Origin of the sequence: Enterobacter cloacae complex sp. IR5459 (assembly GCF_049238005.1) — a bacterium.
In the GTDB taxonomy this organism is placed as follows: Bacteria; Pseudomonadota; Gammaproteobacteria; order Enterobacterales; family Enterobacteriaceae; genus Enterobacter; species Enterobacter hormaechei_C.
In genome coordinates this window covers 290,409-315,630 of the sequence record NZ_JBMKIG010000002.1, presented here as the reverse complement: position 1 = coordinate 315,630, position 25,222 = coordinate 290,409, and the positions used below count along the sequence as shown (strand labels likewise).

Annotated in this window: 20 protein-coding genes and 7 tRNA genes; 5 read left to right on the top strand and 22 right to left on the bottom strand. The window is 54.1% G+C overall.

Translation table 11 applies throughout. From position 1 onward, the window contains the following. Positions 1-165: 165 nt before the first annotated feature. Positions 166-648, top strand: a complete 483-nt coding sequence (locus tag ACOTX4_RS04955) for a zinc ribbon-containing protein (RefSeq protein WP_045332456.1) — start codon at positions 166-168, stop codon at positions 646-648. A gap of 56 nt (positions 649-704) precedes the next feature. Here ACOTX4_RS04955 and rihA read toward each other — a convergent pair whose 3' ends face one another. From rihA to miaB, 10 genes are all read right to left on the bottom strand, one after another. Next, the gene (rihA, locus tag ACOTX4_RS04950; RefSeq protein WP_032608859.1) at positions 705-1,646 is read right to left on the bottom strand and encodes a pyrimidine-specific ribonucleoside hydrolase RihA; all 942 of its coding nucleotides are present in this window, start codon (positions 1,644-1,646) and stop codon (positions 705-707) included. 119 nt (positions 1,647-1,765) lie between these two features. Beyond that, on the bottom strand, positions 1,766-2,491 hold the full coding sequence (locus ACOTX4_RS04945) for an amino acid ABC transporter ATP-binding protein (protein ID WP_006809622.1): 726 nt from the start codon (positions 2,489-2,491) through the stop codon (positions 1,766-1,768). Continuing rightward, entirely contained in the window at positions 2,491-3,165 is a 675-nt protein-coding gene (gltK, locus tag ACOTX4_RS04940; RefSeq protein ID WP_003858686.1) for a glutamate/aspartate ABC transporter permease GltK, read from the bottom strand. The genes ACOTX4_RS04945 and gltK overlap by 1 nt, the downstream gene beginning before the upstream one ends. Next, positions 3,166-3,906 carry a glutamate/aspartate ABC transporter permease GltJ gene (gltJ, locus tag ACOTX4_RS04935; RefSeq protein WP_015571133.1) on the bottom strand — a complete coding sequence of 247 codons (741 nt, stop codon included), beginning with the start codon at positions 3,904-3,906 and terminating at the stop codon, positions 3,166-3,168. 155 nt (positions 3,907-4,061) lie between these two features. Next, positions 4,062-4,967: an amino acid ABC transporter substrate-binding protein gene (locus ACOTX4_RS04930; protein WP_003858681.1), complete on the bottom strand. Its 906-nt coding sequence runs from the start codon at positions 4,965-4,967 to the stop codon at positions 4,062-4,064. A gap of 383 nt (positions 4,968-5,350) precedes the next feature. After that, complete coding sequence (gene lnt, locus ACOTX4_RS04925; RefSeq protein WP_023315631.1) at positions 5,351-6,889, bottom strand: apolipoprotein N-acyltransferase; 1,539 nt, start codon at positions 6,887-6,889, stop codon at positions 5,351-5,353. Between the two features lie 5 nt (positions 6,890-6,894). Continuing rightward, positions 6,895-7,773, bottom strand: a complete 879-nt coding sequence (gene corC, locus ACOTX4_RS04920; protein WP_003858679.1) for a CNNM family magnesium/cobalt transport protein CorC — start codon at positions 7,771-7,773, stop codon at positions 6,895-6,897. A gap of 84 nt (positions 7,774-7,857) precedes the next feature. Further along, entirely contained in the window at positions 7,858-8,325 is a 468-nt protein-coding gene (gene ybeY, locus ACOTX4_RS04915) for an rRNA maturation RNase YbeY (RefSeq protein ID WP_003858677.1), read from the bottom strand. Next, a complete protein-coding gene (locus ACOTX4_RS04910; protein ID WP_003858674.1) occupies positions 8,322-9,368 on the bottom strand; it encodes a PhoH family protein in 1,047 nt (348 codons plus the stop codon). Before ACOTX4_RS04910 ends, ybeY begins: the two co-directional genes overlap by 4 nt. A 163-nt stretch (positions 9,369-9,531) precedes the next feature. Further along, a complete protein-coding gene (miaB, locus tag ACOTX4_RS04905; protein ID WP_003858672.1) occupies positions 9,532-10,956 on the bottom strand; it encodes a tRNA (N6-isopentenyl adenosine(37)-C2)-methylthiotransferase MiaB in 1,425 nt (474 codons plus the stop codon). A 135-nt stretch (positions 10,957-11,091) separates the two neighbouring features. Between miaB and ubiF the strand changes: the two genes are divergently transcribed. After that, positions 11,092-12,267 (top strand): 3-demethoxyubiquinol 3-hydroxylase, encoded by a 1,176-nt coding sequence (gene ubiF / locus ACOTX4_RS04900; protein ID WP_045332365.1) that lies wholly within the window; start codon positions 11,092-11,094, stop codon positions 12,265-12,267. 108 nt (positions 12,268-12,375) lie between these two features. Here ubiF and ACOTX4_RS04895 read toward each other — a convergent pair. The 12 genes from ACOTX4_RS04895 to nagB form a co-directional block, all read right to left on the bottom strand. After that, a tRNA-Gln gene (locus tag ACOTX4_RS04895) sits at positions 12,376-12,450 on the bottom strand. A gap of 34 nt (positions 12,451-12,484) precedes the next feature. Then, a tRNA-Gln gene (locus tag ACOTX4_RS04890) sits at positions 12,485-12,559 on the bottom strand. A 41-nt stretch (positions 12,560-12,600) separates the two neighbouring features. Beyond that, a tRNA-Met gene (locus ACOTX4_RS04885) sits at positions 12,601-12,677 on the bottom strand. Positions 12,678-12,694: 17 nt separating this feature from the next. Further along, positions 12,695-12,769, bottom strand: a tRNA-Gln gene (locus ACOTX4_RS04880). A 32-nt stretch (positions 12,770-12,801) separates the two neighbouring features. Further along, positions 12,802-12,876: transfer RNA gene (locus ACOTX4_RS04875), tRNA-Gln, on the bottom strand. 23 nt (positions 12,877-12,899) lie between these two features. Further along, positions 12,900-12,984: transfer RNA gene (locus ACOTX4_RS04870), tRNA-Leu, on the bottom strand. A gap of 8 nt (positions 12,985-12,992) precedes the next feature. Beyond that, positions 12,993-13,069 (bottom strand) — tRNA-Met (locus ACOTX4_RS04865). A 225-nt stretch (positions 13,070-13,294) separates the two neighbouring features. Continuing rightward, entirely contained in the window at positions 13,295-14,959 is a 1,665-nt protein-coding gene (gene asnB, locus ACOTX4_RS04860; RefSeq protein ID WP_003858669.1) for an asparagine synthase B, read from the bottom strand. 250 nt (positions 14,960-15,209) lie between these two features. Beyond that, complete coding sequence (gene nagD / locus ACOTX4_RS04855; protein ID WP_003858667.1) at positions 15,210-15,962, bottom strand: ribonucleotide monophosphatase NagD; 753 nt, start codon at positions 15,960-15,962, stop codon at positions 15,210-15,212. Positions 15,963-16,007: 45 nt separating this feature from the next. Next, positions 16,008-17,228 carry a DNA-binding transcriptional regulator NagC gene (gene nagC, locus ACOTX4_RS04850; protein WP_003858665.1) on the bottom strand — a complete coding sequence of 407 codons (1,221 nt, stop codon included), beginning with the start codon at positions 17,226-17,228 and terminating at the stop codon, positions 16,008-16,010. A gap of 8 nt (positions 17,229-17,236) precedes the next feature. After that, positions 17,237-18,385 carry an N-acetylglucosamine-6-phosphate deacetylase gene (nagA, locus tag ACOTX4_RS04845; RefSeq protein WP_003858664.1) on the bottom strand — a complete coding sequence of 383 codons (1,149 nt, stop codon included), beginning with the start codon at positions 18,383-18,385 and terminating at the stop codon, positions 17,237-17,239. Positions 18,386-18,440: 55 nt separating this feature from the next. Continuing rightward, positions 18,441-19,241, bottom strand: coding sequence for a glucosamine-6-phosphate deaminase (nagB, locus tag ACOTX4_RS04840; protein ID WP_003858663.1), 801 nt, complete (start codon positions 19,239-19,241; stop codon positions 18,441-18,443). Between the two features lie 325 nt (positions 19,242-19,566). Between nagB and nagE the strand changes: the two genes are divergently transcribed. The 3 genes from nagE to chiP all read left to right on the top strand — a co-directional run bounded on the left by nagE (position 19,567) and on the right by chiP (position 25,198). Further along, positions 19,567-21,516: a PTS N-acetyl glucosamine transporter subunit IIABC gene (gene nagE / locus ACOTX4_RS04835; protein ID WP_421635357.1), complete on the top strand. Its 1,950-nt coding sequence runs from the start codon at positions 19,567-19,569 to the stop codon at positions 21,514-21,516. A 169-nt stretch (positions 21,517-21,685) separates the two neighbouring features. Next, complete coding sequence (gene glnS, locus ACOTX4_RS04830) at positions 21,686-23,353, top strand: glutamine--tRNA ligase (RefSeq protein WP_023315634.1); 1,668 nt, start codon at positions 21,686-21,688, stop codon at positions 23,351-23,353. Between the two features lie 447 nt (positions 23,354-23,800). Then, positions 23,801-25,198 carry a chitoporin ChiP gene (gene chiP, locus ACOTX4_RS04825; RefSeq protein WP_045332361.1) on the top strand — a complete coding sequence of 466 codons (1,398 nt, stop codon included), beginning with the start codon at positions 23,801-23,803 and terminating at the stop codon, positions 25,196-25,198. The last annotated feature ends 24 nt before the right edge of the window (positions 25,199-25,222 follow it).

The window sequence follows — 25,222 nt, the reverse complement described above, 5'->3', positions numbered from 1 at the left end:
TGTGGTAATTCAGATCCGCATAGCATAGCCCAAACGCCCGCGTCAAAACAGCCTTTCACGCAAATGCACTTTGCAGGAATTTACCGGGTCTGTGCTTCACCTGACAAAGCGGCGGCGAAATAAGGTCTATTATTAGAGACAGTTACTTACCCGGGAGGCAAAATGATGAACAAGGTTGCTCAATTTTACCGTGAACTGGTAGCGACTCTGACGGAACGGCTGCGTAACGGCGAGCGTGATATCGACGCGCTGGTCGAACAGGCACGCGCACGCGTGACGCAAACGGGTGAGTTAACGCGAACCGAAGTGGAAGAGGTGACGCGCGCCGTGCGCCGTGACCTGGAGGAGTTCGCGCGAAGCTATGAAGAGAGCCAGGACGAGATCGCCGACAGCGTTTTTATGCGGGTCATCAAAGAGAGCCTGTGGCAGGAGCTGGCGGATATTACCGATAAAACTCAGCTGGAATGGCGTGAGGTGTTTCAGGATTTAAACCACCACGGTGTCTATCACAGCGGCGAAGTAGTGGGGTTGGGGAACCTGGTGTGTGAGAAGTGCCACCACCATATCGCCGTTTATACGCCGGAGATGTTGTCGCTGTGTCCGAAGTGCGGGCACGACCAGTTCCAGCGTCGGCCGTTTGAGCCGTAGGTAAAAGCAAAACTGTTTGCACCCTCTCCCTGTGGGAGAGGGTCGGGGTGAGGGCATCAGGCCGCAGAATAATAAGCCAGCCGCTCCGCCAGCAAATCCACAAACGCTTCCCGATCGATATCCACCATCACCGTGGTATTCGGCTTGTTTCCCGTTAGCGAGTAATAGTCCACCACCGTCATTCCCTGGGTATATTTCCCCTGTGTTTCCACACCAACCCAACGCTCGACCGTGGTAAACATTTCCGGCTTCAGCAGCCAGGCGATGGTGCATGGGTCATGCAGCGGGGCGCCGTGGAAGCCCCACTTCTCGGCTTTGTGATACTCCATAAAGAAGTCGAGCAGCTCTGCCACGGTCGTTGCAACCGGGTTGTCCACAGAACGGAATCGTTCGATGTCCTGCGCCATAATTTGTGCGCGGTGGGTAACGTCCAGCCCCGCCATCACAATCGGCAGGCCCGACTGGAAGACTATTTCCGCGGCTTCCGGGTCAACGAAGATGTTGAACTCTGCTGCTGGCGTCCAGTTCCCCAGCCCCATTGCCCCGCCCATGATGACGATACGGGCGATGTTGCTGTGCAGTTCAGGATGGCTGTTCAGCAGCAGCGCAACGTTGGTCTGCGGGCCGGTCGCCACCAGCGTCACGGGCTCTGCGCTCTCACGCAGCACCTTCGCCATGAGCTCGACGGCAGTGCAGTTTTGCGGTGCGAAATCCGGCTCCGGCAGCGCCGGACCGTCCAGCCCACTTTCACCGTGAACGTTATCCGCAATGATCAGCTCGCGCATCAGCGGCTTAACGGCGCCACCTGCGACAGGAATATCGGTGCGTTTCAGCAGCGTCAACATGCGCAACACGTTTCGCAAGGTTTTATCCGGCGTCTGGTTTCCGGCGGAGGAGGTGACAGCTTTTACGTCCAGTTCAGGGGAAGCAAGAGCAAGGACGAGTGCGATCGCGTCATCATGACCCGGATCGCAGTCGAGAATAATTGGCTGTGCCATAGCGTTCTCCATTCTCAGCATTATTTGTGACAAGGTTAACGCTGTGATGTGAAGCCGAATAGAAAAAGAGATCTAAATCGTGAAGCAGTGCGCAATCCGCAGATTGCGCACTAAAAAGATTAATGCAGGATTTTGGCGAGGAAGTCTTTTGCACGTTCAGATTTAGGATTTGCGAAGAACTCTTCTTTTGGTGAGTCTTCAACAATTTTCCCTTCATCCATGAAGATCACGCGGTTGGCCACTTTACGGGCGAAGCCCATTTCGTGCGTCACCACCATCATGGTCATCCCTTCGTGCGCCAGCTCCACCATGACGTCCAGTACTTCGTTGATCATCTCAGGATCGAGCGCGGACGTCGGCTCATCAAACAGCATAGCCACCGGATCCATGCACAGCGCACGCGCGATTGCCACACGCTGCTGTTGGCCGCCCGAAAGCTGCGCCGGGAACTTATCCGCATGTGCAGACAGCCCGACGCGTTCCAGCAACTTCAGCCCCTTTTCGCGCGCCGCTTTTTTGTCGCGCTTCAGCACTTTCACCTGCGCCAGCGTCAGGTTCTCAATGATGGAGAGGTGAGGGAACAGCTCAAAATGCTGGAACACCATCCCTACGTGGGAGCGAAGCTGGGCAAGGTTGGTTTTGCGGTCATTCACTTTGGTGCCGTTAACGACAATCTCGCCCTGCTGGACAGGTTCCAGCCCATTAACGGTTTTGATAAGCGTGGACTTACCGGAACCGGACGGACCGCATACCACCACCACATCGCCTTTTTTCACTTCTGTTGAGCAGTCGGTCAGCACCTGAAAGTGCCCATACCATTTAGAAACATTTTTCAGGGAAATCATTATACCGTCCTTTTCTTCAGCCAGCTGACCAACAGCGATGCGCTTAAACTAATCACAAAATAGACCCCGCCCGCGAAGAGGATCATCTCAACCTGCGTTCCGTCACGTTCGCCAATGGTGGAGGCGGTACGGAAGAAGTCTGCCAGACTCAGCACGTAGACCAGGGAGGTATCCTGGAACAGGACGATGCCCTGCGTCAGCAGCAGCGGAACCATAGCGCGAAACGCCTGCGGCAGAATAATGAGCTTCATAGACTGCCAGTGCGTCATACCGAGCGCCAGCGCAGCGCTGGACTGCCCGCGCGAGATACTCTGAATACCGGCGCGGATGATCTCTGAGTAGTAGGCGGCTTCAAACATGGAAAACGCCACCATGGCAGAGATCAGGCGGATATCGGTCTTTGGCGACAGTCCCAGTACGTTCTGTAAAAAGCCGGGAACAATCAGATAAAACCACAGCAGCACCATGACCAGTGGAATGGAGCGGAACACGTTAACGTAAGCCGTGGCAAACCAGGCGAGCGGCTTAAAGCTCGACAGGCGCATCACAGCCAGCAGGGTGCCCCAGACAATACCGACGATAATGGCGATAACGGTGATCTTTAAGGTGATTGCCAGTCCATCCAGCAGATAGGGCATGGAGGGAACAATGGAACTCCAGTCAAAATCGTACATTTATTTGCCCCCCAGATTGCCCGGCAGGCGTACTTTGCGTTCAACCAGGTTCATCACCAGCATGATGAATGCGTTAATCAGAACATAGGCGAGCGTGATCGCCGTGAAGGATTCCCATGCGTGAGCGGAATAATCCAGCAGTTTGCCCGCCTGCGCCGCCATATCTACCAGACCAATGGTTGAGGCGATAGCCGAGTTTTTTACCAGGTTCATCATCTCGGAGGTCATCGGCGGAACGATGACGCGGTAAGCGTTCGGCAGCAGTACGTAACGGTAGGCCTGAGGCAGAGTCAGGCCCATCGCCAGTGCCGCATTCTTTTGCCCGCGCGGCAGTGACTGTATGGCGGCACGTACCTGCTCGCAGACGCGCGCAGCGGTGAACAGCCCCAGACACAGCATAGAGGAGACAAAAAATTGTACGTTAGGATCCAGCTCGGCCTTAAACCACATGCCGAGATCTTCCGGCAGCAGTTCCGGGATCACCAGATACCAGGTAAAGAACTGCACGATCAGCGGAACGTTACGGAACAGTTCCACATAGAGCGTGCCAATTGAAGAGAGAAAACGGTTAGGGACGGTACGCAGAATACCGAACAGCGAACCGACAAGAAACGCGATAATCCACGCCGTTATCGATAACGCAACGGTAACCTGAAAGCCGCTCCACAGCCAGCCGAGATAGGTGGTGTTGCCGAACGGGGCTTGTTGCAGAAAGATGCCCCAGTTCCAGTCAATTGACATAGTAAACTCCAGAAAAAAAAGGGTAGCAGCGCTACCCTCGAAGATTGGTGAGAAGCTCAATTTTTGCGCTGAGTGGGGAACGACCACTCAACGTATAGTCTGTCCATGCTTCCCGACAATCGAGAGGGCAGGAGATCCCGCCCCTGTCGTTCTAATTAGTTAAGAGCTTTGTCGTTTGGTGATTTGAACAGCGCTTTCATGTCGTCAGACAGTTCAAAGTTCATGTTCAGGTTTTTTGGTGGAATTGGGTTCTTGAACCATTTGTCGAACCATTTTGCCGCTTCGCCGGAGGTTTGCGCCTGAGCGATGGTGTCATCGATCAGTTTCTTGAAGTCCTCGTCACCTTTACGCAGCATACAGCCGTAGGCTTCTTTCGACTGGGCGGTACCGACGATTTCCCAGTTGTCTGGTTTCTTCGCCTTGGCGCGCTCGCCTGCCAGCAGAGCGTCATCCATCATAAACGCGACGGCACGGCCGCTTTCCAGGGTACGGAAGGAGTCGCCATGGTCTTTCGCGCTGATGATGCGCATGTCCATTTTCTTCTCGTCGTTCAGCTTGTGCAGCAGCACTTCGGACGTGGTACCGGAGGTCACGACAACCGCTTTGCCTTTCAGGTCAGCAAAATCTTTGATGTCGCCGCCTTTCTTCGTCAGCAGGCGGGTGCCCACAACGAAGATGGTGTCCGAGAAAGCAGCCTGTTTCTGACGCTCAAGGTTGTTGGTGGTTGAGCCACATTCAAAATCAAATGTGCCGTTTTGCAGCAGAGGAATACGGTTCTGTGAAGTGATGGGGATCAGCTTCACTTGCAGGTCAGGTTTGTTCAGCTTTTTCTTCACGGCTTCAACGATGGCGTTGGAGTAATCCTGTGAATAGCCCACGACTTTTTGCGTGTTGTCGTAGTAAGAGAACGGGACAGAAGATTCACGGTGGCCGACCACGATCACGCCGTTTTTGGCAATCTTGTCGAGAGTGCTTCCTGCTGCCGGAGCGTCTTCAGCGTGGACAACCCCCGCAGACATTCCCATAACCAGCATTGCTGTGGCCAGTTTACGTAATTGCATACCCAACTCCTTTCTTATCAGCGCCAGTGACGCATAGATACCCATTGTGATGTTGTTATATCTCGCGCAATGCGAGTGCAGTGTTATGCAAGCTTGTTAACATTTAGTCTGGCTTAATGTAAAGATTTTGCTGCGTTATTGTTTATTTTTGCGAAGCGCGCCGCACCATTCAGAGGCAATAATCCCTCGTTGCACCGTTTCGGTGCTACCGATGATCTACGCTGGTGCGACAAGGCTGCACGTTAAGCCAGACAGCGTTGATGTAATTAAACAAAGCAACAGGCGTGCCAGAATTGAAGTTTGGGAAGAAATTGTCGGGCGGCGCCGGCGCCGGAGAGCAGGCCGGGTAAGGCGTAGCCGCCACCCGGCAACAGAAGATAAGGTTATTTACGACGCTGACGCAGGCTCATCAGCACTGCGCCAAAGCCGAACAGCACGGTCAAAATCCACAGCGGCCAGTTCCCGGTGCGCGCGTAAGGGGTGAGCCCGGTAGTTGGCGTGACGTTAGTAGTCAGCACCTCACGGGTAAATTGCGGGATCATGGCCTGGATTTCACCCTGCGGACCAATCACGGCGGTAATGCCGTTATTGGTGCTGCGCAGCAACGGACGCGCCAGCTCCAGAGAACGCATTCGCGCCATCTGGAAGTGCTGCCACGGACCAATCGATTTACCGAACCACGCATCGTTTGAGATGGTCAGCAGATAGTCGGTGTCCGGGCGGAAATTATCGCGCACCTGCTCGCCGAGGATAATCTCGTAGCAAATGGCGGCCGTCAGGGCAAAACCGTGCGCATGCAGCTGCGGCTGAACGTAAGGGCCCCGGCTGAATGAGGACATCGGCAAATCAAAGAACGGTGCCAGTGGGCGCAGAATAGACTCCAGCGGAACAAATTCGCCAAACGGTACAAGGTGGTTTTTGTTGTAACGATTGGTGGAGGTATAGCTGTATTCGCTGCCCTTACCGAGCGTAATGATCGTGTTGTACGTGTCATAGCGGTTCTGCTGATTGAGACGCGCATCCACAATTCCGGTGATCAGCGTACTGCCGCGTGCGCGCAGCAGATCGTCCATCATCTTCAGGAAGGGCTGCTGATTGATCTCCAGGTCTGGGATCGCAGACTCAGGCCAGATGATGAGCTGCGATTTGCCCATCACCTTTTCAGTGGCGTTGGCGTAGATTTTCAGCGTGTTCAGCAGCTGATTCTCATCCCATTTCAGGGACTGCGGGATATCGCCCTGGACCAGAGAAACCTGCGTGGCGCGCGCGGGCTCCAGCGTAAACCACTGGATATAACGCAGCGGGAAGGGCAGGGCAAACAGGATTAACGCGGCAACCAGCGGCTTCCAGTTACGTGTCACCAGGGCCAGCACCAGCAGGCCGCTGACGATCATCAACAGGAAGTTGATGGCTTCCACGCCCATGACCGGGGCCAGGCCTTTCAGCGGGCCGTCTACCTGGCTATAGCCGAACTGCAACCACGGGAAGCCGGTCAGTACCCAGCCGCGCAGAAATTCGGTGATTTGCCAGACAACGGGTGCCGCTATCGCCACGCGCAGCCAGGTCGTTTTTGGCCACAGGCGAGACAGGATGCCCGCGAACAGGCCAGTGTAGAGCGAAAGATAGGCGGCGAGCAGCACAACCAGGAAGACGTTAACCGGCCCCGGCATTCCGCCAAATTGCGCGATACTGACGTAGACCCAGTTGATACCAGAGCCAAACAGTCCCAGCCCCCAGAAGTAGCCGATGGCCGCGGCCTGTACCGGACGACGGTTCAGGGTAAGCCCCTGTAGCCCCATCAGGGAGAGAATAGCGGCTGGCCAGATATCGTAAGGAGAAAAAGCCAGCGTACCGCTGGCTCCGAGTAACAGCGCCAGCAGCAAACGGACGCGCTGGCGTTCAAAGAGTGGGGCAAATGCCATTTACATTAATCTTCCAGTTTTGGCACCGGTGAGTCGTCCGGCATTCTGACGTGAACCTGAATAATACGTCGGCTGTCAGCCATTGCGACCTTGAACTGGTAACCATCGATGTCAACGGTTTCACCGCGGGCCGGAAGATGGCCGAAGGCCTGCATCACCAGACCACCAATGGTGTCCACTTCTTCATCGCTGAAGCTGGTGCCAAAGGTATCGTTGAAGTCTTCAATGGAGGCCAGCGCGCGCACGGTCCAGGTGTGGCGGCTCAGCTGACGGAAGTCGATATCCTCTTCTTCGTCATACTCATCTTCGATTTCGCCCACGATCAGCTCAAGGATGTCTTCGATTGTGACCAGACCGGAAACGCCACCAAATTCATCAATAACAATCGCCATGTGATAGCGCTGGGAGCGAAACTCCTTCAGCATCCGATCCACACGCTTACTTTCCGGCACAACCACGGCCGGGCGTAACACCTTTTCCATACTGAAGGCTTCGGCATCGCTGCGCATAAACGGCAGCAGATCTTTCGCCATCAAAATCCCTTCAATGTGATCTTTATCTTCGCTGATGACCGGGAAACGTGAGTGAGCCGATTCGATAATCACATCGAGGCACTCGTCCAGCGTCTGGTTGCGTTTCAGGGTAATCATCTGCGAGCGGGGGATCATGATGTCGCGGACGCGCTGGTCGGCGATGTCCATCACCCCTTCGAGCATTTCGCGCGTATCTTCGTCGATAAGGTCGTTCTGCCCGGAATCACGAATCAGCTCCAGCAGTTCATCACGGTTTTTCGGTTCGCCGTGGAAAAGCTGGTTCAGAATGAGGGAGAAAAATCCCTTTTTAGTGGTTGTCGTGTCGCTACTGTGTGAATTGTCGTCGCTCATGGCGTTTGTTAAGGGTTCTCTTGTTAGTTCAACGTTAACCGCCGCGCTATGTCCCTGCGCGGCGGCATGGTAGTCAGTGACTGACTATTCTTTCTCGGCAATGTACGGATCCTCATAGCCCAGAGCAAGCATTATCTCTGTCTCGAGGGATTCCATCTCTTCCGCTTCGTCATCTTCAATATGGTCGTAACCCAGAAGATGCAGGCTACCGTGCACCACCATGTGTGCCCAGTGCGCTTCCAGCGGCTTTTGCTGCTCTTTGGCTTCCTGCTCAACCACCTGACGGCAGATGATCAGATCGCCCAGCAGCGGCATCTCAATGCCCGGAGGGGCTTCGAACGGGAAAGAGAGCACGTTGGTCGGCTTATCTTTCCCGCGGTAGGTCAGGTTGAGCTCATGGCTTTCTGCTTCATCCACCAGGCGAATCGTGACCTCTGATTCTTCCTGAAACTGGGGGATAACGGCATCCAGCCATTTCTGAAACTGTGCCTCTTCTGGCATGCCGGAATTATCTTCACAGGCCAGCTGTAAATCGAGGATCACCTGACTCATTTCTGTTCATGCTCCTGCGCTTCGCGCTTACGTTCTGCGGCCAGTTCGGCCCTGCGCTTCTGATCTGCCTCTTCCCAGGCCTCATAAGCGTTAACGATACGCGCGACCACCGGATGGCGTACCACGTCTTCACTGTGGAAGAAGTTGAAGCTGATTTCCTCTACCTCGGCCAGGACTTCGATGGCGTGACGCAGACCCGATTTGGTGTTACGCGGCAGGTCAATCTGGGTGACGTCACCGGTGATAACCGCTTTCGAGTTAAAGCCAATACGCGTCAGGAACATCTTCATCTGTTCGATAGTGGTGTTCTGGCTCTCATCCAGAATGATGAACGCGTCGTTAAGCGTACGGCCACGCATGTAGGCCAGCGGGGCCACTTCAATCACGTTACGCTCGATGAGCTTTTCAACTTTCTCGAAGCCGAGCATTTCGAACAGCGCGTCATACAGCGGGCGCAGATACGGGTCGACCTTCTGGCTCAGATCGCCCGGCAGGAAGCCCAGTTTTTCACCGGCTTCAACAGCAGGGCGGGTCAGCAGGATACGGCGGATCTCCTGACGCTCAAGCGCATCGACCGCAGCAGCAACGGCCAGATAGGTTTTACCCGTACCCGCCGGGCCCACGCCGAAGGTGATGTCATGGTCGAGAATATTGGCGATGTACTGCGCCTGGTTCGGGGTACGAGGCTTAATCACGCCGCGTTTAGTTTTGATGTTGATGGCTTTGCCATAGTCCGGCACGCTCTCCGCGCTCTGCTCAAGCACGCGCGCCTCTTTGATGGCCAGGTGGATCTGTTCAGGTTCAATATCCTGGATCTCACCGCGCATCGGGGCGGTATCAACATACAGGCTGCGGAGAATATCTGCCGCGGCGTTAACGCAGATTGGGCGTCCGGTGAGTTTGAAATGGTTATCGCGACGATTGATTTCGATACCCAGACGTCGCTCCAGTTGTTTGATATTGTCATCAAACGGCCCGCACAGGCTCAGCAGGCGAGCGTTGTCTGCGGGCTCAAGGCTAATTTCACGCGTATCTATGTTCAAACTGTTCCTCTTTAATTGGTTAACTGACCTGTGGCCACACGGCGTAATAAAACGGTCATTACCGAAATTATTCACGCCATAGAATAAAGGCGCAAGCGTTACGGTAGATATTGGGGGTGATGAGAGGAAATACAAGGCCTGCCGGACAGGCAGGCCAGGAGGATCACGGCTGGTAAATACCTACGCCAGAGTCGTTGACCTTGCGGGTGCGAGAGATAACGGATTCCGGAGTCTGTGCAATTCGCAGACCCATTTCATCCTCAGTGCGTACCACCTTCCCGCGCAGCGAGTTCGTGAGCACTTCGACAATCTCGACGTCCACAAACTTACCGATCATGTCCGGGGTGCCTTCAAAATTCACCACGCGGTTATTTTCGGTTCGACCAGACAGTTCCATGATGCTCTTACGGGAGGTGCCTTCCACCAGAATACGCTGGACAGTGCCGAGCATGCGACGACTCCAGGCGTTGGCCTGCTGGTTGATACGCTCCTGTAGAATATACAGACGCTGCTTTTTCTCTTCTTCCGGTACATCATCAACCATATCGGCCGCAGGGGTGCCCGGGCGCGCAGAGAAGATAAAGCTGTAGCTGACGTCGAAATTCACCTCGCCGATGAGCTTCATGGTGCGCTCGAAGTCATCAGCGGTTTCGCCAGGGAAGCCGACGATAAAGTCGGAGCTAATCTGGATATCCGGGCGCGCTTCACGCAGCTTGCGGATGGTGGACTTATACTCCAGCACCGTATGTGGACGACCCATCAGGTTCAGCACGCGGTCAGAGCCGCACTGGATAGGCAGGTGCAGGAAGCTCACCAGCTCTGGCGTATCGCGATAGACGTCAATAATGTCGTCGGTAAATTCCATCGGATGGCTGGTGGTAAAACGAATGCGGTCGATGCCGTCAATCGCCGCCACCAGACGCAGCAGTTCAGCAAAGCTGCCGGTGGTACCGTCGTAGTTTTCCCCGCGCCAGGCGTTCACGTTCTGCCCCAGCAGGTTCACTTCGCGAACGCCCTGCGCGGCAAGCTGCGCGATTTCAAACAGGATATCGTCTGCCGGGCGGCTCACTTCTTCACCGCGGGTGTAAGGCACCACGCAGTAAGTACAGTATTTGTTGCAGCCTTCCATGATGGAGACGAAGGCGGTCGGGCCATCAGCGCGCGGCTCTGGCAGACGGTCAAATTTCTCGATCTCCGGGAAGCTCACGTCAACCACCGGGCTACGGCTGCCGCGAACCTGATTAATCATTTCTGGCAGGCGGTGCAGGGTCTGAGGGCCAAAAACGATATCCACATAGGGGGCTCTCTGGCGGATCAGCTTACCTTCCTGCGATGCGACGCAGCCACCCACGCCAATGATCAGGTCCGGATTTTTCCGTTTGAGAAGCTTCCAGCGGCCTAACACATGAAAGACTTTTTCCTGTGCTTTTTCACGAATTGAACAGGTGTTCAGCAGCAGCACATCGGCTTCTTTCGCATTTTCAGTCAGCTGGTATCCGTGGGTGGTATCCAGCAGATCGGCCATCTTCGATGAATCGTATTCGTTCATCTGACAGCCCCAGGTTTTTATATGGAGTTTTTTAGTCATCGACTTGCTCAGCTCAGGATTGCAAGCCGCGTATTGTAATGCTTTGGTGCGGTTGTGACCAGTATGAAGGTTGTCAACCTCAGGGCCGCAAAAATCCGGTAAACTTAAGGTATTCTTCAATAAGGAATAGTGACCATGACACTCCTGAACACCGAAGTTGCCGTTGTTGGCGGCGGTATGGTCGGCGGCGCACTGGCGCTGGGGCTGGCGCAGCAGGGATTTGACGTAACCGTTATTGAACAGGCGGCTCCGCCGGCATTCGATCCTGCCAGCCAACCGGACGTACGTATTTCCGCCATCAGCGCGGCCTCTGTTGATCTGCTTCGCGGGCTGGGCGTCTGGGAGGCGGTGCTGGCGATGCGCGCGCATCCTTACAGCCGTCTCGAAACCTGGGAGTGGGAAAATGCTCACGTGTCGTTTGATGCCGCCGAGCTGAAACTGCCGCGCCTGGGCTATATGGTGGAAAACAACGTGCTCCAGCAGGCACTCTGGCAGGCGCTGGAGGCGCACCCGAAGGTGACGCTGCGCGTGCCGGACTGGCTGAAAGGCCTGCATCGTCATGAGGGCGGGTATCTCCTGACGCTGGACAACGACGATGAGCTGGCCGTGAAGCTGGTGGTGGGGGCGGATGGCGCGAACTCGCAGGTCAGGCAGATGGCAGGCATTGGGATCCATGCCTGGCAGTACCAGCAGTCCTGCATGCTGATCACCGTTCAGTCAGAAAACGCGCCGGGCGAAAGCACCTGGCAGCATTTTACGCCGAACGGCCCGCATGCATTCTTACCGCTGTTTGATAACTGGGCTTCGCTGGTGTGGTACGACAAACCGGCGCGCATTCGACAGTTGCAGGGGCTGTCCATGGATCAGTTGCAGCGCGAAATCCGCCAGCACTTCCCGAGCCGTCTGGGCAACGTGACCCCGGTTGCCGCCGGCGCATTCCCGCTGATGCGACGCCATGCGTTGCAGTATGCCCGTGAAGGACTGGTGCTTGTGGGGGACGCGGCGCACACCATTCATCCGCTGGCGGGGCAGGGGGTGAATCTGGGATACCGTGACGTCGATGCGTTACTGGATGTGCTGGGTAACGCTCGCGCCCACGCGGAAGCCTGGGCCAGCCATCAGGTTCTGAAGCGTTACCAGACGCGCCGTATGGCGGATAACTTCATTATGCAGTCGGGGATGGATCTGTTCTATGCCGGGTTCAGCAATGATGTTGGTCCGGTGCGTATAGTGCGCAATATTGGATTGATGGCAGCGGAACGAGCCGGTGGTCTGAAGCGTCAGGCCCTGAAGTACGCCCTCGGACTCTGATCTTTATTCCCTCTCCCCGTGGGAGAGGGTTAGGGTGAAGGCATCAGGCCGCACTATTCTGAACAACAAAAACAAAAAAGCCCGCAGAGCGGGCTTGTTTGTTTAAAGTGGCTGGGGTGCAGGGATTCGAACCCCGGAATGCTGGTATCAGAAACCAGAGCCTTACCGCTTGGCGACACCCCAATTGCGTTAAACAAACTGCTTAACGACTTTAAAGTGGCTGGGGTACGAGGATTCGAACCTCGGAATGCCGGAATCAGAATCCGGTGCCTTACCGCTTGGCGATACCCCAACAATGTTCAGTTTACCGAATCGTATTCGATAACGTAAATATGGTGGCTACGACGGGATTCGAACCTGTGACCCCATCATTATGAGTGATGTGCTCTAACCAACTGAGCTACGTAGCCAGTACTGCAATCTTCGATGGCTGGGGTACCTGGATTCGAACCAGGGAATGCCGGTATCAAAAACCGGTGCCTTACCGCTTGGCGATACCCCAATACCGCGGAGAACCGCATGATCGAAGAAATATGGCTGGGGTACCTGGATTCGAACCAGGGAATGCCGGTATCAAAAACCGGTGCCTTACCGCTTGGCGATACCCCATCCGTGCAACGCTTACCTGGGAATGGTGCGGGAGGCGAGACTTGAACTCGCACACCTTGCGGCGCCAGAACCTAAATCTGGTGCGTCTACCAATTTCGCCACTCCCGCAAAAAAGATGGTGGCTACGACGGGATTCGAACCTGTGACCCCATCATTATGAGTGATGTGCTCTAACCAACTGAGCTACGTAGCCATCTTTTTTTCGCGTTACCTTATCGGCGTTGCGGGGCGCATTATGCGTATAGACCCTTGCAGCGTCAACACCTTTTTCAATGAAAATAGCCGGAATGTGACTGTTTGGTTAGGTTGCGAACAGCGAGGCCGAATATTCGACAATTATTGGTTATTAATCGATTTTATGCCGGGAAAAGAGAGGCAAAAAAATCAGGCCCCGGAGGGCCTGATTATAGTCTGGACATTATTTATAAGCAGACTGGTGAACGCCCACCGCGCGTCCTGACGGATCGTTCATCGCTTTGAAGGATTCATCCCATTCAATGGCTTTAGCAGAAGAGCAGGCGACCGAAGGACCACCCGGTACGCACTCGGCTGCGCTTGGAACCGGGAACAGCTCCTCAAAGATCTCACGGTACAAATACGCCTCTTTCGAGGCTGGCGTGTTGTACGGGAAACGGAAGCTCGCAGTTTCCAGTTGTTGATCAGAAACCTGTTTCGCCGCCACCTCTTTCAGGGTGTCGATCCAGCTGTAGCCTACGCCATCGGAGAACTGCTCTTTCTGACGCCACGCCACGCTCGCCGGCAGGTAGGATTCAAAACATTCACGCAGGATATGTTTCTCCATTTTGCCGTTGCCGCACATTTTGTCCTGTGGGTTGATGCGCATCGCCACATCGAGGAATTTCTTATCGAGGAACGGCACGCGGGCTTCTACACCCCAGGCTGACATCGCTTTGTTGGCGCGCGCGCAGTCAAACATGTGCAGCGCCTGTAGCTTACGCACCGTTTCTTCATGCAGCTCTTTGGCGTTCGGTGCTTTGTGGAAATAGAGGTAACCGCCAAACACTTCGTCAGAACCCTCGCCGGAGAGCACCATCTTGATGCCCATCGCTTTGATCTTCCGCGACATCAAATACATCGGCGTGGAGGCGCGAATGGTGGTCACATCATAGGTTTCAATGTGATAGATCACATCGCGGATCGCATCCAGACCTTCCTGTACGGTGAAGTGAATTTCATGGTGCACCGTGCCAAGATGGTTCGCCACTTCCTGGGCGGCTTTCAGGTCAGGTGCCCCTTCCAGACCCACGGCAAAGGAGTGCAGTTGTGGCCACCAGGCTTCAGAGCGCTCCTGATCTTCCACGCGACGTGCGGCGAATTTCTTGGTGATCGCGGAGATCACGGAGGAGTCCAGACCGCCGGAGAGCAGTACACCGTAGGGGACATCTGACATCAGGTGGCTTTTCACTGACTCTTCCAGCGCCTGACGCAGTTCCGCTTTGTCCGTCACGTTGTCTTTCACCGCTTCATAATCAAACCAGTCGCGCTGGTAGTACGGGCGGATCTCGCCGTCCTGGCTCCACAGGTAGCTACCTGCCGGGAACTCTTTGATGGTGCGGCATACCGGTACCAGGGCTTTCATCTCTGAGGCAACGTAGAAGTTACCGTGTTCATCGTGTCCCATGTACAGCGGGATAATACCAATATGGTCGCGGCCAATCAGGTAAGCGTCTTTTTCGCTGTCGTACAGGGCGAAGGCGAACATACCTTGCAGGTCGTCGAGGAACTCCGGGCCTTTCTCCTGATACAGCGCCAGGATCACTTCGCAGTCTGAGCCGGTCTGAAACGCGTAGCGATCGCCGTACTCAGCGCGCAGCGCCTGATGGTTGTAAATTTCACCGTTAACAGCCAGCGCGTGCGTTTTTTTCTCGTTATACAGCGGCTGTGCGCCAGCGTTGACATCAACAATGGAGAGACGTTCGTGAGCCAGAATCGCTTTATCGCTGGCGTAAACGCCTGACCAGTCCGGACCGCGATGGCGCATCAGGCGGGACAATTCGAGTGCTTTTTTACGCAGTTCGCCCGCGTCAGTTTTAATATCCAGTACGCCAAAAATAGAACACATAACCTTCTCCGTTAACCCTGTTGCGTTGTGATGTTGCTTGCTTATGAAAATGCCGCAAAAAGGGGAGGGGGCGCAAGCGTTTTACCGATGAAAACGTAAAAAGTGCAATGGCAATTGCCGAATCTTAAAAAAAGTGTATGCCTTAAGCAATTATATTGATGATTTCTCAATGAAGAGCTGATTTCGTTAGATGAAGTGATGTTTTAAGACAGCAGAAATGAAAAACCACGCCCTGAGGCGTGGTTCTGAATCAAATAACGTCGATTTCGTCGACAGAGGGGTAAATCCAGCTTGGCCGGAACGGCATCGTATCAATGTCATCAAGCTGTGAAACGCCAGAAAGCACCAGGATGGTTTCAAGCCCCGCCTGGAAGCCAGCAAGAATATCGGTACGCAGGTTGTCGCCCACAATGACGGTTTCTTCTGAGTGTGCCTGCATCGTATTCAGTGCGGCGCGGATAATCCACGGGCTCGGTTTACCGACAACAAACGGCTTACGGCCCGAGATTTTTTCGATACCGGCACACAGCGCACCGCAGGCGGGATAAAAACCGCGACCGTGCGTGTCCGGGTTGGTGGCGATAAAACGCGCACCGTTGGCGACAAAGTAGGCTGCCTTATGCATCATCTCCCAGTTAAAGGAGCGCGTTTCGCCCACGATGACAAAGTCCGGGTTCACGTCGGTGATGGTGAAGCCCGCTTTATACAGCTCGTGGATCAGCGCACCTTCACCAACCACATAGGCTTTTTTGCCTTCCTGACGCTTCAGGAAATCCGCGGTCGCCATCGCAGAGGTATAGAACACGCTGTCCGGGACGTTGACGCCCGCAGTAGCAAAGCGATTTGCCAGATCCTGACCAGTCTGTGAAGGGTAGTTCGTGAGAAGAACCAGTGGCATTCCTTTGTCGATGATGCGGTGAAGAAACTCCGCAGCACCCGGCACGGCAACGTTGTCGTGCATCAGCACGCCGTCGATATCACAAATTACATTCTTAATGGTCATGGACAATCCGACATCAAAAAAAGAAGGCGTTACTATAAGATCCGATCAGGATTCCAGCAAATGTTGCAGCAGGATCCCGTTCAGCATGGCACGTTTTACCAGGGCGAATGCGCCAATTGCCGAGCGGTGATCGAGCGTAGATCGCACCACCGGCAAATTCTGGCGAAATGCCTTCAGCGCCTGGGTATTGATGCAGCCTTCAATGGCGGGCAGTAACACTTTTTCGGCTTCAACGATCTCGCCGGCAATCACCACCTTTTGCGGATTAAACAGGTTGATGGCAATGGCGATGGTCTTACCCAGATGGCGTCCTACCTGTTCGATCACTTCGCAAGCCAGCGCATCGCCTTTGTTTGCCGCTTTGCAGATGGTGCCGATCTTACAATCGTCCAGCGTGACGCGGCTCTGGTAACCCTGCTCCAGCAGATGGCGAACGCGATGTTCAATGGCGGCGTTGGCGGCAACGGTTTCAAGACAGCCAAAATTACCGCAGTGGCAACGCTCGCCAAGCGGTTCCACCTGGATATGACCAATCTCGCCTACGTTACCGTTACGACCAATAAAAATGCGGCCATTCGAGATGATGCCCGCACCTGTACCACGGTGAACGCGCACCAGAATAGAGTCTTCGCAGTCCTGGCTCGCACCAAAGTAGTGCTCCGCCAGCGCCAGCGAGCGAATATCGTGACCAACAAAGCAGGTCAGCTTGAAGCGCTTTTCCAGCGCCTCAACCAGCCCCCAGTTCTCTACCTTAATATGCGGCATGTAGCGAATAACGCCGCTTTCCGGGTCAACCAGGCCGGGCAAAATCACCGAGATGGCGATGAGTTCACGGATCTTGCGCTGACAGCTTTCGATAAACTGCGCAATGGTATTCAGTAACGCATGTTCAAGCGTCTCCTGCGTGCGCTCAGGAAGGGGGTAATGCTCTTCGGCAATGGCCTTGCTGCTCAGGTCGTAGAGCGTAAGAGTGGTGTCATGACGTCCTAAGCGAACGCCAATGGCCTGAAAATTGCGGGTTTCCGTGACGATGGAAATCGCGCGGCGGCCCCCGGTGGAGGCCTGCTGATCGACTTCTTTGATCAGGCCGCGCTCAATAAGCTGACGTGTAATTTTTGTCACGCTGGCGGGAGCAAGCTGGCTTTGTTCGGCTATCTGAATGCGTGAGATTGGCCCGTGCTGGTCAATCAGGCGATAAACTGCCGCGCTGTTAAGTTGTTTAACGAGATCGACATTACCGATTTGAGCTTGTCCGCCTGGTGTCATACTTTTACTTACTCAGTGACGACCTCGTTACCATTAACGATGGTCTTAATAATTTTATAATCGTGTGTGAACGCCGTCAGGTTTGCAACCATACCTGGCGCAATACCACCGAGCTGTTTATCGACGCCAATGGCGCGCGCCGGATAAAGCGTGGCCATGCGCAGCACTTCCTCAAGCGCGATGCCGCAATGTTCAACGAGGTTACGTACCCCTTCGATCATCGTCAGAGAAGAACCGCTCAGCGTGCCGTTCTCATCCACACACAGTCCATTCCGGTAGTATATTGTTTTACCAGCAAAAATGAACTGGTCAATATTCGCTCCTGCCGGAGCGGTAGCATCCGTCACCAGGCAGAGCTTGTCGCCTTTCAGGCGTTTGGCGTTGCGGATGTTGGTATAATCGACATGCAAGCCGTCGGCGATAATGCCGCAGTAGACGTCTGGTTCATCCAGAATTGCGCCAACCAGTCCCGGTTCGCGGCCAGTAATATAGGGCATCGCGTTATAAAGGTGTGTGGCAAATGTAATGCCTGCGCGGAAACCGGCCTTCGCCTCTTTCAGCGTCGCGTTCGAATGGCCCGCAGATACCACAATCCCGGCGGCGGCCAGTTTGCTGATAACGTCCGTGCCGGTCATTTCCGGGGCCAGCGTCACTTTGGTGATCACATCGGCATTGGCGCACATGTAATCCACCAGCTCGGCATCCGGTTTGCGCACGTAGTTTGGGTTATGGGTGCCTTTCTTGACCATATTCAGCCAGGGCCCTTCCAGGTGCAGCCCCAGCGCCTGATTCGGATGTTTTGCCAGGTATTCGCGCATGACGCGGATACCCTGTTTCATCAGGTCATCGCTGCTGGTGATCAGCGTTGGCAGATAGCTGGTGCAGCCCGATTTCTCGTTGGCTTTCTGCATGATTTCCAGCGTTTCAACCGTCACCGCCTCTGCGGTATCGTTAAACTGGACACCGCCGCAGCCGTTAAGCTGTACGTCGATGAAACCGGGGGAGATTACAGCTCCATTGAGTGAACGCTGTTCGATCTCCGGCGGCAGTTCCGCCAGCGGGCAAACACGTTCAATCAGGCCATTGGCGATTACAATCGCATGGTCATCCAGAATTTCATGGCCGGTATAAATCCGACCGTGGGTTAAAGCGTACATATCGACCCCCGGTTAAAAAAAGCGACCGCCCCGGATAAAAGAGGCGGTTATTCAATTACAGACCTTTGATGTTCTCAGCTTCCAGCTCGTTGAAGTATTTCAGCGTTTTCACTTTCAGCTCCATGGTGGACGGTTCGTCACACACGACAACCGCTTTTGGATGCAGCTGTAAGCAGCTGATCGTCCACATATGGTTCACGTTGCCTTCAACGGCAGCCTGAAGCGCTTGCGCTTTCACCGCGCCCAGCACCAGAATCATCACTTCTTCGGCATCCAGCAGCGTGCCCACGCCCACGGTCAGCGCGTATTTAGGCACCTGATTGACGTCTCCGTCAAAGAAGCGGGAGTTAGCCACGCGCGTATCATGGGTCAGCGTTTTAATACGGGTACGGGAAGCCAGTGAAGATGCCGGTTCGTTGAACGCGATATGACCATCGTTGCCTACGCCGCCCATAAACAGGTGGATTTTACCGTAGGAACGGATTTTTTCTTCATACTGACGGCATTCTGCGTCAATATCAGGCGCGTTTCCATTCAGCAGGTTAATGTTTTCAGCCGGAATATCAACGTGATCGAAGAAATTACGGTGCATAAAGCTGTGGTAACTTTCCGGATGTTCCTTTGGCAGGCCGACATATTCGTCCATGTTGAAGGTCACAACGTGTTTAAAGCTAACCTGGCCCGCTTTGTGCATTTCAACCAGAGCTTTATACGCGGTCAGGGGCGTGCCGCCGGTTGGAAGACCGAGAACGAAAGGACGATCGGCTGTTGGTTTGAACGCGTTGATGCGATTAACGATATGACGAGCAGCCCATTTTCCGACTTGTTCAGCTGTTGCCAGGGGAATCAGTCTCATTATTCACCTCTAAAGTTTAAGTAAAAGTGGGCGGATGATTAGTGCAACCTGAACTAAGCGTAACCTGGAACCTTTCAGGCCGGATCAATCCGTCTTGATTTTTTGAATGATAAAATAAGTTTTCGTCGTTAGCCAGTGACAGGGAGGGTTTAATACGATATTTGGTGACAATAATCACAAAAAATAGGTGTTTAATTTGCGATACGAATTAATTTTTCACACACTCACACTGCCAGTGAATCATCAACTGTATCTATCGTTCGTGACACAATAAAAACATAGTTTATGCGCGAGTCTTAACAAAGGGTCTCGTAGGGGGAATAGGATGAATATTTTAGGTTTTTTCCAGCGCCTCGGTAGGGCTTTGCAGCTCCCTATCGCCGTGCTACCGGTTGCAGCATTGCTGCTGCGATTCGGGCAACCCGATCTTCTTAACGTGCCGTTTATTGCCCAGGCAGGCGGCGCAATTTTTGACAACCTGGCGCTGATTTTCGCCATCGGTGTGGCGTCAAGCTGGTCAAAAGACAGCGCGGGTGCCGCGGCACTGGCAGGGGCTGTCGGTTACTTCATCCTCACGAAAGCGATGGTAACCATCAATCCTGAAATCAACATGGGTGTGCTGGCAGGTATCATTACTGGCCTGGTGGGTGGCGCCGTGTACAACCGTTGGGCAGGTATCAAACTTCCTGACTTCCTGAGCTTCTTCGGCGGTAAACGTTTTGTGCCGATTGCGACGGGCTTTTTCTGTCTGATCCTCGCCGCCATCTTTGGCTACGTTTGGCCACCGGTGCAGCATGCTATCCATGCGGGTGGCGAGTGGATCGTGTCTGCGGGCGCAATGGGCGCGGGCATCTTCGGTTTCATTAACCGTCTGCTGATCCCAACCGGTCTGCATCAGGTACTAAACACCATCGCCTGGTTCCAGATTGGTGAGTTCACCAACGCGGCCGGCGCGGTATTCCACGGTGATATCAACCGCTTCTACGCAGGCGACGGCACCGCGGGCATGTTCATGTCTGGCTTCTTCCCAATCATGATGTTTGGTCTGCCTGGCGCGGCGCTGGCAATGTACCTGGCTGCGCCGAAAGCGCGTCGCCCAATGGTTGGCGGGATGCTGCTGTCCGTTGCGATCACCGCCTTCCTGACCGGCGTGACCGAGCCACTGGAATTCCTGTTCATGTTCCTGGCTCCGCTGCTGTATCTGATGCACGCGATCCTGACCGGTATCAGCCTGTTCGTCGCCACCCTTCTGGGTATCCATGCTGGCTTCTCCTTCTCCGCAGGCGCCATCGACTATGTGTTGATGTACAACCTGCCGGCGGCAAGCAGCAACGTCTGGATCCTGATGGTGATGGGCCTGATCTTCTTCGTTATCTACTTCGTTCTGTTCAGCGCGGTTATTCGTATGTTTAACCTGAAGACGCCTGGTCGCGAAGATACGAAAGATGATGTTGTGACCAGTGAAGCCAACAGCAATACCGAAGAGGGTTTAACCCAACTGGCAACCAGCTACATTGCCGCTGTGGGTGGCACCGACAACCTGAAAGCGATCGATGCCTGTATTACCCGTCTGCGTCTGACCGTAGGCGACTCCGCGCGCGTGAGCGATACAATGTGCAAACGCCTGGGTGCGTCTGGTGTGGTGAAACTGAACAAACAAACCATCCAGGTTATCGTGGGTGCGAAGGCCGAATCTATCGGCGATGAAATGAAAAAAGTGGTTGCCCGTGGGCCGGTCGCTGCCGCCTCAACGGATAACGCACCGGTGGCTGACGCGCCGGTTGCAAAACCGCAGGCTGTGCCAAACGCGGTGACCATCGCTGCGCTGGTTTCTCCGGTGACAGGTGACGTTGTTGCGCTTGAACAGGTGCCTGACGAAGCGTTCGCCAGCAAAGCGGTCGGTGACGGCGTGGCGGTAAAACCAACGGACAAAACCGTGGTCTCTCCGGCTGCCGGTACTATCGTGAAAATCTTCAACACCAACCATGCGTTCTGCCTGGAAACGGAAAAAGGCGCGGAGATCGTTGTCCATATGGGTATCGATACCGTTGCGCTGAACGGCCAGGGCTTTACTCGCCTGGTGGAAGAGGGTGCTGAAGTGGCGGCAGGCCAGCCGATTCTGGAAATGGATCTGGACTTCCTGAATGCTAACGCGCGCTCCATGATAAGCCCGGTCGTGTGCAGCAACATCGACGACTTCAGCGGTCTGGTGATCCAGGCGCAGGGGCAGGTAGTTGCAGGCCAGACGCCACTGTATGAGATTAAAGGCAAGTAATCGCTCCTGAGTAGAGTTATGCCTTTAGCGGCGGGGGATATCCTCCGCCGCTTTTTTTTGCAGCAATTGCCCCCATTATTTTCTTCCGGGACGTTTTAAGGGTTGTCACTACGTCCGGCTTATAAGATCATATGCCGTTATACGTTGTTTACGCTTTGAGGAATCCACGATGAGTGAGGCAGAAGCCCGCCCGAGTAACTTTATTCGTCAGATCATCGATGAAGATCTGGCCAGTGGTAAGCACACCACAGTCCACACGCGTTTCCCGCCGGAGCCAAATGGCTACCTGCACATTGGTCACGCCAAATCGATCTGCCTGAACTTTGGTATTGCGCAAGATTACCAGGGGCAGTGCAACCTGCGTTTCGATGACACCAACCCAGTAAAAGAAGACATCGAATACGTTGAGTCGATAAAAAACGACGTGCAATGGCTGGGCTTCAACTGGTCTGGCGATATCTGCTACTCCTCAGACTATTTCGATCAGCTGTATGCCTACGCGGTTGAACTGATTAACAAAGGTCTGGCATACGTCGACGAATTGTCAGCTGACGAAATCCGTGAATACCGCGGTACGCTGACTCAGCCTGGTAAAAACAGCCCGTTCCGCGATCGTAGCGTGGAAGAGAACCTGGCGCTGTTTGAAAAAATGCGTGCCGGTGGCTTCGAAGAAGGTAAAGCGTGTCTGCGTGCCAAAATCGATATGGCGTCTCCGTTCATCGTGATGCGCGATCCGGTGCTGTACCGCATTAAGTTCGCTGAACACCACCAGACCGGTAACAAGTGGTGCATCTACCCGATGTACGACTTCACCCACTGCATCAGCGATGCGCTGGAAGGCATTACGCACTCTCTGTGCACGCTGGAATTCCAGGACAACCGTCGTCTGTACGACTGGGTGCTGGATAACATCACCATTCCTGTGCATCCGCGTCAGTACGAGTTCTCTCGTCTGAACCTGGAATACACCGTGATGTCCAAGCGTAAGCTGAACCTGCTGGTCACCGACAAGCACGTTGAAGGCTGGGACGACCCGCGTATGCCGACCATCTCTGGCCTGCGTCGTCGTGGCTACACCTCGGCGTCCATTCGTGAGTTCTGCAAACGTATTGGCGTCACCAAGCAGGACAACACCATCGAAATGGCGTCTCTGGAATCCTGCATTCGTGAAGACCTGAACGAAAACGCGCCGCGCGCGATGGCAGTGATCGATCCAGTGAAACTGGTTATCGAAAACTATCCGCAGGGCGGAAGCGAACAGGTCTCGATGCCTAACCATCCGAACAAACCGGAAATGGGCACCCGCGACGTGCCGTTCAGCGGTGAAATCTGGATCGATCGCGCCGACTTCCGCGAAGAAGCGAACAAGCAGTACAAGCGTTTGGTGCTGGGCAAAGAAGTGCGTCTGCGTAACGCCTATGTGATCAAAGCCGAGCGCGTAGAGAAAGATGCGGAAGGTAACATCACGACCATCTTCTGTACGTACGACGCAGAGACGCTGAGTAAAGATCCGGCGGATGGCCGTAAAGTAAAAGGTGTAATCCACTGGGTGAGCGCGCAGCATGCGCTGCCGGTTGAGATCCGTCTCTACGATCGTCTGTTCAGCGTGCCTAATCCAGGCGCTGCGGAGGACTTCCTGGCGGTCATTAACCCTGAGTCTCTGATTATCAAGCAGGGGTATGCCGAGCCGTCTCTGAAAGCCGCTGAAGCCGGTAAAGCGTTCCAGTTTGAACGTGAGGGTTACTTCTGCCTGGACAGCCGTTACAGCACGGCAGAAAAACCGGTATTTAACCGTACCGTCGGTCTGCGTGATACCTGGACTAAGATCGGCGAATAATAACGCTGCTCTGGTCAATGAGAAACAAACGCCGCGTAATGCGGCGTTTTTTTATTTAACGATCATGTCGTTAAGCATCGGGATAATCATTTAAACCCAACATTCCAGGTCAATGTGGTGCTACTTATTTTATTTAAAAAAAGTTTGTTGTTTTCCAAAAACAGAAACACTGAAAAATATATTCACAATATCAATGTTACTTACTGAAAACTAGCGCATTCCCCCGCCAGTACTCACTTCCCGGTAAATGTTACAAAGCACTACGAAATATGTGCTCTTCGTCATAATCCTGACTTTTGCCTGATTAAAACCATTGATAATTCGCGTCGCGAAAAATAACCTAAAGACGGTAGTTAATTCGAGGGTATTTCTGACTACCCCTGACCATTTGGTCTTTTCTGTTTTTCGCCGTTTAGGGCGTTTTAATTCGTCAAAGAGGAATAATCTATGCGTACGTTTAGTGGCAAACGTAGTGCGCTGGCGCTGGCTATTGCCAGTGTGACAGCAATGTCGGGCCTGGTGATTGCGCCAGAGGCAAAAGCAGCAGGTTTCATTGAAGATTCCACCCTCACAGGCGGTATTTATTACTGGCAGCGTGAGCGTGACCGTAAAGACGTCACTGAAGATAAATACAAAACCAACCTTTCTCACTCGACATGGAACGCCAACCTGGATTTCCAGTCGGGATATGCCGCCGATATGTTCGGGATCGATATTGCCGCATTCACCGCAATTGAAATGGCCGAAAATGGCGACAGCGGCCATCCGAACGAAATTGCGTTCTCCTCCAGTAATAAAGCCTACGACGAAGACTGGTCCGGCGATAAAAGCGGTATCAGCCTGTATAAAGCGGCTGCAAAATTCAAATATGGCCCGGTCTGGGCGCGGGGTGGTTATATCCAGCCAACCGGCCAGACGTTGTTAGCGCCGCACTGGAGCTTTATGCCAGGCACCTATCAGGGGGCGGAAGCCGGTGCTAATTTTGACTACGGCGATGCGGGGGCGTTGAGCTTCTCCTATATGTGGACCAACGAGTACAAAGCGCCGTGGCACATTGAGATGGACAAGTTCTATCAGAACGATAAAAAAACCAAAGTTGATTATCTCCACTCGCTGGGAGCGAAGTACGACTTTAAAAACGATCTGGTGCTGGAAGCTGCATTTGGTCAGGCTGAAGGCTATATCGATCAGTACTTTGCTAAAGCCAGCTACAAATTTGATATCGCGGGTAGCCCGCTGAGCACCAGCTATCAGTTCTACGGTACGCGCGACAAGGTCAGTGATGGCAGCGTAAATGATATCTATGACGGCACCGCGTGGTTACAGGCGCTGACCTTCGGCTACAAGGTAGGTCAGGTTGATTTGCGTCTGGAGGGAACATGGGTCAAGGCAGAAGGGCAGCAGGGTTACTTCCTGCAACGTATGACGCCTACCTACGCCTCCTCTAACGGTCGTCTGGATATCTGGTGGGATAACCGCTCTGACTTTAACGCCGACGGCGAAAAGGCGGTCTTCTTCGGGGCAATGTATGACCTGAAAAACTGGAACCTGCCCGGCTGGGCAGTGGGAGCATCCTACGCGTACGCCTGGGATGCGAAGCCCGGGGATATGGCAACGCCAGACGCGTACTACGATCCGAACTACCGTCTGAAAGAGTCTTCATACAGTCTGGATGCGATTTATACCCTTCAGGAGGGCCGTGCGAAAGGCACGATGTTCAAACTGCACTTCACCCAGTATGACAACCACTCCGATATCCCGAGCTACGCGGGCGGCTACGGCAACATCTTCCAGGATGAACGTGACGTGAAATTCATGGTCATTGCGCCATTTACAATCTTCTGATGAACACGCTGGCGGGCGAGATCC